Genomic DNA, 12,800 nt, shown 5'->3' with positions numbered 1-12,800 from the left:
TACATTTATGAATATAGAAAAGCTCTATTCATTGTATCTGCGTGCAGGAAAGGTTTCTACCGATACCAGGAACATTCCAATAAAATCCCTTTATTTTGCATTGAAGGGCGCAAATTTCAATGGAAATGAATTTGCCGTTCAGGCAATTGCATCAGGTGCATCGTTTGCCATCGTGGATGAAAAACAATATGAAGACGAAAGCAACTACATTTATTATGTAGAAGATGCTTTGACAACATTACAAAAGTTAGCACAATACCATCGCTCCCAATTGAAAATTCCGATAATTGCTCTTACCGGAAGCAATGGAAAGACTACTACAAAAGAATTAATCACGGCTGTTCTGAGTCAAAAATACAATGTTCTTGCAACCAATGGAAACTTAAATAATCACATAGGCGTTCCATTGACGCTGCTTTCAATTAATTCAAATCATGAAATTGCAGTGGTGGAAATAGGTGCGAATCACCAGAAAGAAATTGAATTTTTATGTGAAATCGCCCAACCTGATTTTGGCTATATTACCAATTTCGGAAAGGCACATTTAGAAGGGTTCGGAGGAATTCAAGGTGTTATAAAAGGTAAATCTGAGCTTTACACGTACCTCAAAGAAAATCAAAAAACTGTATTTGTAAACACAGACGATTCTTTGCAAGTTGAATTAACAAAAGGGCTGGACAGAATCACTTTTGGCACAAACGATAAAACAGATTATCAGTTTCAGGTCAATGAAAACAAGTCCGGAAATTGTCCGGAAATCAGATACCAAGGAACTTCTTTCCAATCAAAACTAGTAGGAAATTATAATGCGAGTAATGTGGCTGCAGCCATTGCTATTGGTTTGAAATTTGAAGTTCCTTTGGAGTGCATAAAATCAGGAATTGAAAATTATCAGGCTGACAACAATCGTTCGCAGGTAATCAATTTGAAAGACAAACAAATTATCCTTGATGCTTACAATGCCAACCCAAGCAGCATGGAAGCAGCTTTGCTTAATTTTTCAAAATTAAAAGGCGAAAAAACTGTCATTTTAGGAGATATGTTTGAACTGGGCGAAGAAACTGAAAAAGAACACAAACGCATCGCAGATCTGGCGATTGAACTTCAGTTTGAAAATATATTTTTAATTGGAAATTATTTCAGTAAAATTGATTCCAATGGAAATGAAAATTTAGCAAAATTCAATTCCCTTGAGCTGGCTGAAGTTTACTTTAAAAACTTCCCAATTGAGGATAAAACTATTCTAATAAAAGGTTCTCGTGGAATGGCTTTAGAGAAAGTTTTAGAATTCATTTAAATATTTGATTATGTTTCGATTTGTTTTGTTTCTATCCATCTCTTTTTTCTCTTTTAATTTAAATCCGGATTATCTGGAATGGTCCACCACTCCGCTGAAATTTTCTGATTTTAAAGGAACTCCACCTAAAAATTCAGCTTCTCCTGTAAATTTATCGACGATGATCAGTTTTCAAAGCAGACAAGTGCAAGGAATGCCTCCGGAAATGACAATTTACAACCGGATGGACAGAGATGCTTCCTGGATCAATTCAAAAAAAGAAGAAATTCTTCAAATTCAACAAATTCATTTCAATACTTCTGAATTGTACGCAAGGAAAATCCGCAAAGAAATGAAGAGAATGAATGACGCGAAAGTCATCGAAAAAGACAAATATTCCGAAGCCGTCAAAAAATATACATCGACACTCCATAAAATTCAGAAATCGAAAAAAGTTCTCCTGGAAGATCAACCTAATTTGATCAAGCTTTGGGACAAACAGATAAAAGATTCTTTGAATTTATTTAAGGATTATGCAAAATAAAAAAGGCAATCCAAATTTTGAATTGCCTTTCATAATAAATATTTTTAAATTTTAAATATCATCATCTATTTCGATATCAGAATCCAAATCCAAATCGTCAAATGCCGCGTCGTCATCTGCCATAAGGTCTTCATCATCTTCTAGATTAATCACATCCATCGATTTTTTAGGCGCTTTCAAAGGAACAATTCCATAACGGTAAACAGTTAAAGGGTAATTTAATACGGCTTTCTTCTCTTCTATTTCCATTAACTCAACGAAGAAAGTCCACATTTCCATGTAATCGTAAACGAAAATCATGCGCGAACCTATTTGGGGAAAAGATTCGTGGATGTAGAAATCTGCCATTGTCTGATCAGAATCTTCATTGTCCATATCTTCTAAAGGAATTTCTCTTCCTTGGTTCCAATTCTGATCTGAATCATAAAATGAAGCCAACTCTTCTCCCTGCAAACTAAATGCACTCATAATTCCTTTATAGAGTGTGAATAGCGTTTGTTTGTCCCGAACTTCGATGTCTCTGAAAACATCATCTTTTGTGTCTAAAATGACGCGAATTTTGTAAATCACTTTTCCTTTAATTTTGGTGTCAAATATAATTTTTTTCCTAATTCCAGCATATATTTTGAAGCAGATTCGTGATTATTTTCTACTTCACCTTCGAGAATTGCTTCTTTAATGCCATTTTTGATAATTCCAATTTCTTTACAAGGCTCTAAGCCAAAGACTTCCATAATTTCCTCTCCGGAAACAGGTGGCTGAAAATTTCTGACTTTGTCACGTTCCTCTACTTCTTTTATTTTTTCTTCCACCAACACAAAATTCTTTTTGAATCTTGCTTGTTTCTTTTCATTTTTGGTCGTGATATCGGCTTTACAAAGCGTTATCAAATCTTCAAAATCTTCTCCCGCTTCAAAAAGCAATCTTCTGAGTGCCGCATCCGTCACATTTTCATCAATCAATGAAATCGGACGTGAACTGAGTTTCACAATTTTCTGAACATATTTCAAAGGCTGATTGAGCGGCAATTTTAATCTCTTAAACAACTTAAATGCCATTTTTGACCCCACAAATTCATGCGAATGAAAAGTCCAACCTACTTTGTTGTCATATCTTTTGGTAGGCGCTTTACCGATATCGTGTAATAAAGCTGCCCAGCGTAACCAAACATTTTCAGTATTTGGAGCTATGTTGTCAACCACTTCCAGTGTATGATAAAAATTATCTTTATGCGTTTGACCTTCAACTTCTTCAATTCCTTTCAATGCAGTCAATTCGGGTAAAATGAATTTCATCAAACCAGCATCGTCCAGCAATTTTAATCCAATCGATGGTTTCGGAGTCATCATTATTTTCTGAAATTCGTCCATCACACGTTCCGTAGAAACGATTTCAATCCGATCTGCATTTTTTTGAATGGATTGAAAGGAATTTTCTTCAATTTCAAAATTCAATTGCGCTGCAAAACGAATCGCACGCATCATACGCAAAGGATCGTCCGAATAAGTAACGTCTGGATGAAGCGGTGTTCTGATTATTTTATTTTCTAAATCTTCGATTCCGTTAAATGGATCAATTAATTCTCCGTAATTATTTTGATTCAATGAAATTGCTAATGCATTGATGGTAAAATCACGTCTTTTTTGGTCATCATCTAAAGTTCCATCTTCCACAAAAGGTTTTCGGCTATCTTCAGAATAACTTTCTTTTCTCGCTCCGACAAATTCTAAATCTATACCGTCCCATTTGAACATGGCAGTCCCAAAACGTTTGAAAACAGATAATTTTGATGAATCAGAAATTTTTGAATGGGCATTTTGAGCCAATTCAATTCCGCTTCCTACAGTCACAAAATCAATGTCTTTTTTATTTATTCTTTCTAACAAAAAATCACGCACAAATCCACCCACCACATAGGTTTCCTGATTCAACTCCTTCGCTGAATCCGAGATGATGGGAAATATTTTGTGATTTAATGCTTTTTCTAAATTCATTTTGCAAAGGTAAAATTTCATGCAAAGTACAAAAGAGAATGTAAAAAGAATTTAAAATTTAAACCCATTTCAAATTATTCGCGAATCACTTTTACTTTTCCGTCTGCTGATAATTTGATGATGGATGAACCCGTAAATTTTGGAGTAAATGTTTCTATTTCAGGAAAAATGTAATCTACCTCCTCTTTTATTTTTTGAGAGATTTCTGAAAAAGTATTAGGCGTAGGTTCTCCTGAAATATTGGCGGAAGTGGAAACCAAAGGAGCATTTATCTTGGAAATGATTTTTTTACAAAATAAATCTTTCGTCAAACGAATCGCAATCGTGTTGTCTTCAGCAATTAATTCTTTGGATAAATTTCTTGGATTGTCATAAATAATCGTAACCGGTTTTTCTGAAAAGTCCATGATGTCCCAAGCCAATTCCGGGACGTCAACAATCTGTTGCAAACGCTGATTGGAATCTACCAAAATAATCAATGATTTCGAATCAGGGCGATTCTTGATTTTAAAAATCTTCTGGACTGCTTCAACATTATTGGCATTACACCCCAAACCAAATGTAGTGTCGGTAGGGTAAAGGAATGTTTGATTTTTGAGATTTTCGGGATTCATCACAAAGAATTACAATTATTAGAAGTCATAAAATTACAACGATATTTAAAAAAACTGAAAATAAAATCAGAACTGCACTTTTTGATTGTGACGCATGGACTGTGCTAAACTTTGCTGAGACCTCAATAATGCTAAAAATATTTTTGTGTTTTTAGCTTTAAATGGCGCTTTGAATAGATAACAAAGCAGCATATAATTTTTAATCACTTTGTATTTCCAAAAACCAAAATTTTTCCGAGCGATGTATAAATACGATAAATAATGTTCAGTTTTTAGTTGAATATTTTGCCCGGAACTTTTACCTTCGAGGTGTACATATTTCAAATCGGGAAGAAAATAGGTTTTATAATTTTTCTTTTTCAGCCTCAGGCAAATGTCCATTTCCTCATAGTATAAAAACAAATTAGTGTCAAATCCACCTGTTTCACAAAATTTTTCAGCGTCAAAAAACATAAAGCTGCCTATCACAAAATCGACCTCTGTCGGACTGGTAATTTTATCTAACATAGAAGAATGATCGGGACGTGTCAATTTTAGAAATTTCTTCCCAAATAATTTATAGCGAATGCCTTCAAAATCTCGGTGTGATATTGATAAATCTTTGTTTTCATCTAAAATCTGAATTCCACAAAGAGCCGCAGAAGGATTTTCCGATAAGAATTTTTTCATCTCTGAAAAAACGGGCTCTAAAAATAAAACATCACTGTTGATAAAAGCATAATGCTTGCCTGTAGCATGTTGAACACCTAACATATTACCCAATGCAAAACCAGAATTTATACGGCTTTTTACAATTTTCACATCAGGCTGATTTTCTAATAAAAAATTTAGATTTTCATAATCTGTCGGTTGCGAAGCATTATCTACAACTATAAATTCTATACTCAAGGCTGAATTTGATTCAAATTCTTTAATAGAATTGATGCAATCAAACGTTAACTGAGACGTATTGAAATTAATAATGATGACAGATATATCAGTGTGGCTCATACGGCAAATTTAATCTATATTTGCTTGTACAGACACCTATAATTGATGAGAAAAATTCACGTTGGCTTTTTATTTTCCTATGATTACGAAAAACTAAAACATTCGTTGCCTCCAGTTTATGAACATGCTGATCGTATTTTTATTGCAATAGATAAGGATTTGAGGACTTGGTCCGGAAAACATTTTACTGTCGATAATACTTTTTTTGATTGGTTAAAATCCATAGACAAAGATAACAAAATTGAAATTTACGAAGATGATTTCTATGACTCTACACTAAATGCTATAGAAAATGACAACCGTGAAAGACATATGCTATCTCTCAAAATGGGTGTTGGAAACTGGCTTGTTCAGGTTGACAGTGATGAATATTTTTTAGATTTTGGAAGCTTTGTGAAGGATTTGAGAAAACATGATCATTTTCTCGACAGTCCGGAAAAAAATAAAATACAGATTTCAGTATTCCTTATCAATATTTATAAATATGTAGATGGTGGAATTCTTTATGTAAAAGAGCCAACGCGTTGTTTAGTGGCTACTAACTTTCCAAACTACAGAGTTGCAAGAAATACTCGTCAGAGAATTATTTATACAAAACATATTTTACTGCATGAAACAGTAGCCCGCACTGAGGAAGAAATTAAATTTAAACTTGAAAACTGGGGACATAACCATCAATTAAATCCTGATTTTTTATCTAAATGGAAAACAGTTAACAAAGAAAATTATAAAAACTACCGAGACTTCTTCTACATCGAGCCTGAAAAATGGAAAGAACTGGAATTTGTAAAAGGTGAAAACTTAAAAGAAATCAGAGATAATATAAATTTTGAGCAAATAATGCCTTCTGATTTCTATGTTTGGAAAAAGAATTTCGGGCAGTGGTTTAAATTTCTTTTCAAATAATTTATTGTCTGTATAATTTCAAATATTGGGCAGCTGCAGTTTCCCAATTGAAAAAACCGGCTCGTTCTATAAGTTTCTTTTGAACATTTTCTTGATCGGATTCGAAATAATCTAACCTATCAAACAAAACCGATTTCATGTATTCCGGATCAAAATTATCCCAATAAAAGGCAGCATCTCCTCCTATTTCTGGCAGTGATGTTCTGGTCGATAAAAAAACAGGTTTCCCAAACTTCATAGCTTCGATCGGAGGGAGCCCAAACCCTTCTCTGATAGACGGGAAAAGAAATGCAACAGAATTGGAAAGGTAAAATTGTTTAGCTTGTTCAGTCACCGTTCCTGTCAGGAACACACGGTTCTCAAGCTTATATTTTGAGATGTAATCCCTTACTTCATCGCCATATTTTTTAGAATTATTTCCTGAAATCACCAAATTATAATCCGGAATCAGCCGCATCATTTCTAATAAAGAAATAAAATTCTTTCTTGGAATAAAATCACCCAATGAATAGAAAAAAGGCTTGTCAAGAGGTAGGTCGGGTTGAAAATCTGCTAAATTTAGTTTTTCAGTAATTGGATTTCCATTGTAAATCACGACCTCTTGTACATGAGTTGGAATTTCAAAATACTGATGCGTTTGTTGTTTAGCAAATTCAGAAATATAAGTAATAGTGGTCGCCCGTTTGATTTTTTCCTTAAATAAAACATTGACTTTATGAGCAGAATCTGAAGATACTTCTTCCACAAAATTTACATCATGTATAGTCAAAATATATTTTTCGGGCTGACGAAAAGGTTCCACTTTGGTATTTTGATTTAAGCTGTGCCATACATCGATTTTTTTACGAATCCTAAACAATTTATGTCTTTGCAAGCTTGAATATTTATGGTACTTAAAAATTTCTCCAAATTCTTTTTTAGCCTCAGAAAGGTCTTTGACATTTAAATGTATTTCCAAATCATCAATTGTAAGTTGAGAAATTGCTTTTATCAATTCATAATTAAACTTACCTAGTCCCGCGTTTTTATTTTTGAGATTATGAGACTCCAAAAATATTCTTCTCATGATTTTTATAATAAATTCAAAGATAAGTTTTCAGGTAAGATAAGTATCATTATTTTTGCGCAAATCTTATGAATGATTTTTGAAATAAATACTGATTTTAAACCTTACGAAAAAGAAATTCACGCGGCCTTTCAAGATTTTGAAAATTCCGGCGTGGATTTTATTATTGGGAAAAGAAATAAAATCAAATTATTTCAGGTGAATCAAAATCAGATGAATGTAAAATCATTTAAGATTCCCAACAAAATCAATCAGTTTATCTATAAATATTTTCGAAAATCAAAGGCGCGCCGTTCGTTTGAATACGCAAATATTTTGCTGAAAAAAGGAATTGGGACACCGTCTCCGATTGCATTTCAGGAAAATTATAATGCTTTTGGTTTACAAAAAAGCTTTTATGCAAGTGCACATCAGGAATATGATTTAACATTCAGAGAATTGGTGGAGATAAAAGATTACCCGGACGAGGAAAGTATTTTGAGACAATTTACTAAATTTTGCTTTAAAATGCACGAAGCCGGAATTGAGTTCAAAGACCATTCTCCTGGAAATACTTTGATCAAAAAATCAAGTGATGGTATCTATGAATTCTTTTTGGTTGATTTAAATCGGATGAATTTCCATGATTTTATGTCTATAGAATTGCGAATGAAAAACCTATCCAGACTTACTCCTAAAAAAGAAATGGTAAAAATCATCACGGATGAATATGCTAGAATTTCGGGAGAAAATTCTGAAAAACTATTGAACTTATTATGGAAATTCACTTCTGAATTCCAAACAAAATACCATCGAAAGCACAACGCAAAAAACAAACTAAAATCTTTGTTTAAATAACTTAAACCATGAAGCTTCTTTCTCTACTAATTACCATTTTATTATCCTTTACCTCAAACGCCCAAATCAATCCCAAAACCAAATGGGGAAATGTGTCTCAAGCTGAAATTGATTATAAAGAAGTCTTATTTGAAAAAGATGCTGGAGCTGTTATTTTATATGAGGAAGGCTATATGAATATGCGCTTTCCTATTCAAACTACTTTTTATAGAAGAATTAAAATTTTAAATGATAAAGGGCTTGAAGAAGCAAACATATCCTTGCGCTTCCAACATAAATATAAACTTCAAAATATTACAGGTCTAAAAGCTCAAACAATAAATATAGAAAATGGTAAAACCATAAAATCAGAAATCAAAAGAAATGAATTTTATACTAAAGAAGTCAATGACATTTTTACTTCTATAGATTTTACGTTTCCGAATGTAAAAGTTGGTTCAATTATCGAATATGAATATACGCTAAACAGTGAAAACATGCGCTGGATAAAAGCTTGGTATTTTCAGGATAAAATCCCAACACTTTTTAGTTCTATAACCATAAATCCAGAAGGGTTAAATGCAGGTTTTGCAACGATTGCCGTAGGGGATTTATTTGTAAGAAAATATAAGAAAGGGAGAGATGGAGGCAACCAACACAATTGGAATTTAAACAATATACCCAGCTATAACAAAACACTATTTTCCTACAACCAGCTAGATCAAAGAGAAAGTTTGATTTTGCAATTAAAAAAATATTACAAGTGGAAAGATAATTATTATGAAGGAACGCCAGAATTAGTAGAAATCACTACCAAATGGACAGAACTCACCAAAGAGATCGATGAACGTCAGAAATCTTATAACAATCCGTCTTTTACCAAAACCCTATTAGAAAGTATTAATAAATCTAACGATGAGGTTCAATATATAAAAAATATAATTCAATTTTTCAAATCAAACTATACTTGGAACGGCTATTCATATACAATGCCTATTCCTGAAATGAGCAACAGACAGCTGCATAAAGAAAAAAGAGGTAATCTAGCCGATTTAAATCTTCATTTTTATTCATTACTAAAATCAGCCGGATATAAAGTTGATTTGGTTTTGCTGAGCACAAGAGAGCATGGAAAACTCATCACATCTTATCCTTATATGGGACAATTTAATAGTGTTATCAACCTCGTTACCTTAAAAGACGGAAAATCCTACCTCATCGACGCCTCTGATCTGACATACGATTTGGGATATATGCCCTTAAAAAATTATAATCATTACGGGTTAATTGTTGATCCCTCAAAAGAAGCGTTTATAAGTTTAAACCCTACTTTGTCTGAGCTGCATTCTACTCAAAATTATTCATTTAGCGAGGGGGGAGTTATACTTTCGAGAGTTGATAAATCAAATGGATATTTTAATAATCAGCATAATAATCTAAACAATTCATTCGATCTGAGCTTTGCCGAAAAAAGTAAATCTCCACCTACTTTGTTAGAGGATAAATACATGGGAACAAAAGCTATTTATCAGTCAAATTCTGAACCTCAGACATTTTATACCATTCAAAATCCAATCGGCAAAATCATCAGCCAATACAGATTCGATGAACCTTCACGTGAAAGAGTTTTGGAATTCGATTTCCCATTTTATTATAAAGTGTCGACTACCATTAAAATTCCAAATGGTTATATGGTTGAAATTCCGCAAAATTTCAAAACAAATAATGAAACCAAAGAAAAAGACTTGATTTATTTTCAAAATGCTGAAATCAAAGATGGAAACTTAATTTATTCTGTTGAATTATTGATGAGTAAATCAACTTTTACAAATCAATATGAAGATGTTAAAAAATTCTTTGAAAAATCCAATTTAGACGCTTCAAAAACAATTTTGCTCAAAAAAATCTAAACATCAGCCACCATCAAATTGCAGCCACGAACGTCTGAATTGTCAAATCTCCCCAAGATTTCAAATGAATTATCTGGATGAATTTTCCCTAAATCATCTGTGGCAATAAAGCTGCATGAATTTAAATTGGCAAGGTCAATTACATTGATTCCACCTGTTTTTTCTTGACTTAAAAAAGATAATGGATCTTCCGTATCTCTAATCAATATTCTCATCCAATTCGGAGTTTCAAACCTTGAATTTCCTTTGGAATAAGCTTGTGAAAGCAACTCCGTCATTCCATATTCAGAATGAATTTCATTTGAACCAAAACCATTTTTCAGAATTGTATGTAATTCTTCACGTGTAATCTCCTCCTTGCGACCTTTCATTCCGCCGGTTTCCATCACGATTGTATTTTTCAGATTTAATTTAAATTTCTCCACGAAATCCAGCAAAGCAAATGAAACGCCAATCAAAATTGCCTGCTTTCCAGACTTTTCATGTTCAATTAAATTTTGAAATAATTCTTCATGATTGTAAAGATAAAAACCTCCGCTACCCGACTCTTCAATCCAAAATTCGACCATGTCAATCAGCGAAGAACCTTCGCGCTCCAAATAAGAAGGCAGCAAAGCAAAAATGGTATAATCAGAAATTTCTCCGTAAAAATGTTTGAAACTGTGTTTTAAACTTTCACGGTAAAAACTTAAATCTGATATAAAATGTTTGCTGGTCTGGTTACCGGTAGTTCCTGAACTTGTAAATATTTTTTCCGCAGTTTGATTTTTGGAAATGATTTCAAACTCTTTAAAAAAACGAATCGGTAAAAAAGGAATTTTTTCTAAAGAATTAATTTCATTTGGATTTACATCTAAAAATTTTAGGAAATTCTTGTAAACATAATTATTTTCAGCCTGAAAATGGAAAATTTTCAATGCATTTTTCTCAAATTCTATTTCATTTTGAATGGAAAAAATTTCTTCTTTGGAAATCATTCTGCAAAGTTACCAACTTGAAACCTGAAACTTTAAACTTTAAACTAAATTATTTTCCGAGCGCTTTATTCGCCTGATACAAATGATCACCGATGAGTTCGTAATGCAGGATTATGTCTTTGTAATACAACGCACTCAGCGCTGAAAGTTTATCTCTATCAATCGCTTTCAACAAAGCATCTTCCGCTTCTTTAAATCTTTTATCGATTGATTTTTCATTGATTTTGGCTTCACTCAGGTTTACATTTCCTTGAATTTCATTAAGATTCTGAACCAAAGTCGTAGTCGCAACCGAAAGAGAATCATGCAGTTCAATCAAATGTGTACGAAGTTTAGGTGTTATAAAGCTGTTATTTTTCTTTCTTTCTTTATGAACTGAAGCGGTTTTGATAGCGATGTCACCGATACTTTCCAAATGATGGCAGATGTCAATCAAACGATGAATGTTGAGCGCGACTTCACCAGTCATTTCGTACGTATAAATCGTATTGAGATAACTTAAGATACTTTTTTCCAATTCGTCACTTTCTTTTTCCAACGTGAAAATTCTTTGGCGCAATTCTGCCGATTTCTCATCATCACTTTCAGTAATCATCCTCCCTAAATTACTGATAATCTGACGTGTAATTCCCGCAAATTTAATTACCTCACGATTTGCTTCATATACATACATTTTCGCGGTCGGACCAAAAGGTCTTCCAATTAGTTTCAATGAATGCTCTGAATTGTCTTCGTTCATAAACTTTTTGGAAGCATAGTTTACAATTCCATTTAAAAAAGGAAGAATCAATAATGCAGAAACGATATTAAATAAAGTATGAAACGAAACCAAAATGATTTCGCCATCCTGAGAAACACATTTGCTCAAAGTTGAAACAATCAACGGAACGAAAAAGAAAAATACAACGACGCCACCTAAATTGAAAAAGAAGTGGAACCATGCAACAATTTTCGATTCTCGATTTCCAATGGTTGAAGCAATCAAAGCGGTGGAAGTCGTACCGATGTTTGCGCCCAAAATCATCATTGCTGCCAACTCCAAAGGCATTCCTTTTGAAACTAATACCGCTGCAAATAAAATAAAAACGCTAGATGAATGAAATAAAAATGTGATGACAATTCCAATTAACACAAAAATTAAAGAATTGAGAATCGTCGTTTCATCAGCGTATTTTTGAATCAATTCATGCAAATAAGGATTACTTGAAAAGTCAGGAAGAAATTCATTCAAAAAATACAATCCCACAAAAACCAAAGCCAGCCCAATCGCAAAATTTGCCCATTCCTTAAATTTCTGATTTCTAAAAAAGAAAAAAGGAACCGCAATTGCAATGAGTGGCAACGCCAGACTTTCTATATGCCAGGTCGTTCCCAAAACTATGATGAGCCAAAGCTTAATTGTGGTACCTACGTTTGCACCGACGATAATAGAAAATGCTTTACGAAGATTCAGTAACCCTGCATTGACAAAACTCAAAGTAAGCAAACTAACGATAGAAGAAGATTGCAAAGCAGTGGTAAAAACCGTTCCGGCAAATGCACCTGAATAAGGATTTCCCGTCATTTTGTTGAGAAAAGTCTGCAACTGTCTTCCGGAAGCGCGCTGCACGCCTTCGCTCATCACTTTCATCCCGTAGATGAAAAGCGATACAGCTCCGAAAATGTTCAACAAAAGCAAAATAATCTGCATACAATTAGTTAGGCTAA

At 33.2% G+C, this 12,800-nt stretch carries 12 protein-coding genes; 5 read left to right on the top strand and 7 right to left on the bottom strand.

Annotated elements, in window-relative coordinates:
- Positions 1–7: 7 nt before the first annotated feature.
- Both B8977_RS05620 and B8977_RS05615 read left to right on the top strand, forming a co-directional pair.
- A complete protein-coding gene (locus B8977_RS05620) occupies positions 8–1,297 on the top strand; it encodes a UDP-N-acetylmuramoyl-tripeptide--D-alanyl-D-alanine ligase (protein WP_084016706.1) in 1,290 nt (429 codons plus the stop codon).
- Between the two features lie 10 nt (positions 1,298–1,307).
- Positions 1,308–1,820, top strand: coding sequence for a BAR domain-containing protein (locus tag B8977_RS05615; protein ID WP_084016705.1), 513 nt, complete (start codon positions 1,308–1,310; stop codon positions 1,818–1,820).
- Positions 1,821–1,871: 51 nt separating this feature from the next.
- On the opposite strand, the gene B8977_RS05610 is transcribed toward B8977_RS05615, so the two are convergent.
- The 4 genes from B8977_RS05610 to B8977_RS05595 all read right to left on the bottom strand — a co-directional run bounded on the left by B8977_RS05610 (position 1,872) and on the right by B8977_RS05595 (position 5,418).
- A complete protein-coding gene (locus B8977_RS05610) occupies positions 1,872–2,390 on the bottom strand; it encodes an IS1096 element passenger TnpR family protein (protein WP_143736350.1) in 519 nt (172 codons plus the stop codon).
- Positions 2,387–3,814, bottom strand: a complete 1,428-nt coding sequence (locus B8977_RS05605; RefSeq protein WP_245828454.1) for a CCA tRNA nucleotidyltransferase — start codon at positions 3,812–3,814, stop codon at positions 2,387–2,389. Before B8977_RS05605 ends, B8977_RS05610 begins: the two co-directional genes overlap by 4 nt.
- 74 nt (positions 3,815–3,888) lie before the next feature.
- The gene (locus B8977_RS05600) at positions 3,889–4,428 is read right to left on the bottom strand and encodes an L-threonylcarbamoyladenylate synthase (protein ID WP_084016703.1); all 540 of its coding nucleotides are present in this window, start codon (positions 4,426–4,428) and stop codon (positions 3,889–3,891) included.
- Between the two features lie 66 nt (positions 4,429–4,494).
- Positions 4,495–5,418, bottom strand: coding sequence for a glycosyltransferase family 2 protein (locus tag B8977_RS05595; protein ID WP_084016702.1), 924 nt, complete (start codon positions 5,416–5,418; stop codon positions 4,495–4,497).
- Between the two features lie 45 nt (positions 5,419–5,463).
- Here B8977_RS05595 and B8977_RS05590 point away from each other — a divergent pair, with 45 nt between their 5' ends.
- A complete protein-coding gene (locus tag B8977_RS05590) occupies positions 5,464–6,324 on the top strand; it encodes a hypothetical protein (RefSeq protein ID WP_084016701.1) in 861 nt (286 codons plus the stop codon).
- 1 nt (position 6,325) lies between these two features.
- On the opposite strand, the gene B8977_RS05585 is transcribed toward B8977_RS05590, so the two are convergent.
- Positions 6,326–7,390 (bottom strand): glycosyltransferase family 4 protein, encoded by a 1,065-nt coding sequence (locus B8977_RS05585; protein ID WP_084016700.1) that lies wholly within the window; start codon positions 7,388–7,390, stop codon positions 6,326–6,328.
- A 72-nt stretch (positions 7,391–7,462) separates the two neighbouring features.
- On the opposite strand from B8977_RS05585, the gene B8977_RS05580 reads away from it, so the two are divergent.
- Positions 7,463–8,227: a lipopolysaccharide kinase InaA family protein gene (locus B8977_RS05580; RefSeq protein ID WP_084016699.1), complete on the top strand. Its 765-nt coding sequence runs from the start codon at positions 7,463–7,465 to the stop codon at positions 8,225–8,227.
- Between the two features lie 8 nt (positions 8,228–8,235).
- Entirely contained in the window at positions 8,236–10,116 is a 1,881-nt protein-coding gene (locus B8977_RS05575; RefSeq protein ID WP_084016698.1) for a DUF3857 domain-containing protein, read from the top strand.
- Here the strand turns inward: B8977_RS05575 and B8977_RS05570 are convergent.
- A complete protein-coding gene (locus B8977_RS05570) occupies positions 10,113–11,093 on the bottom strand; it encodes a LuxE/PaaK family acyltransferase (protein WP_084016697.1) in 981 nt (326 codons plus the stop codon). The two genes, B8977_RS05575 and B8977_RS05570, sit on opposite strands and share 4 nt — an antisense overlap.
- A 49-nt stretch (positions 11,094–11,142) precedes the next feature.
- The gene (locus B8977_RS05565; RefSeq protein ID WP_084016696.1) at positions 11,143–12,783 is read right to left on the bottom strand and encodes a Na/Pi cotransporter family protein; all 1,641 of its coding nucleotides are present in this window, start codon (positions 12,781–12,783) and stop codon (positions 11,143–11,145) included.
- Between the last annotated feature and the right edge of the window lie 17 nt (positions 12,784–12,800).

Source organism: Moheibacter sediminis, from assembly GCF_900176425.1.
GTDB classification, from domain to species: Bacteria; Bacteroidota; Bacteroidia; order Flavobacteriales; family Weeksellaceae; genus Moheibacter; species Moheibacter sediminis.
The sequence above is the reverse complement of the archived record's forward strand: the minus strand, read 5'-3'. Positions and strand labels throughout refer to the sequence as shown.

Coding starts and splice junctions, on each gene's coding strand:
- B8977_RS05600 (WP_084016703.1), bottom strand. CDS start 4,428: ATGAATCCCGAAAATCTCAAAAATCAAACATTCCTTTACCCTACCGAC.
- B8977_RS05585 (WP_084016700.1), bottom strand. CDS start 7,390: ATGAGAAGAATATTTTTGGAGTCTCATAATCTCAAAAATAAAAACGCG.
- B8977_RS05590 (WP_084016701.1), top strand. CDS start 5,464: ATGAGAAAAATTCACGTTGGCTTTTTATTTTCCTATGATTACGAAAAA.
- B8977_RS05575 (WP_084016698.1), top strand. CDS start 8,236: ATGAAGCTTCTTTCTCTACTAATTACCATTTTATTATCCTTTACCTCA.
- B8977_RS05615 (WP_084016705.1), top strand. CDS start 1,308: ATGTTTCGATTTGTTTTGTTTCTATCCATCTCTTTTTTCTCTTTTAAT.
- B8977_RS05565 (WP_084016696.1), bottom strand. CDS start 12,783: ATGCAGATTATTTTGCTTTTGTTGAACATTTTCGGAGCTGTATCGCTT.
- B8977_RS05605 (WP_245828454.1), bottom strand. CDS start 3,814: ATGAATTTAGAAAAAGCATTAAATCACAAAATATTTCCCATCATCTCG.
- B8977_RS05580 (WP_084016699.1), top strand. CDS start 7,463: ATGATTTTTGAAATAAATACTGATTTTAAACCTTACGAAAAAGAAATT.
- B8977_RS05570 (WP_084016697.1), bottom strand. CDS start 11,093: ATGATTTCCAAAGAAGAAATTTTTTCCATTCAAAATGAAATAGAATTT.
- B8977_RS05620 (WP_084016706.1), top strand. CDS start 8: ATGAATATAGAAAAGCTCTATTCATTGTATCTGCGTGCAGGAAAGGTT.
- B8977_RS05595 (WP_084016702.1), bottom strand. CDS start 5,418: ATGAGCCACACTGATATATCTGTCATCATTATTAATTTCAATACGTCT.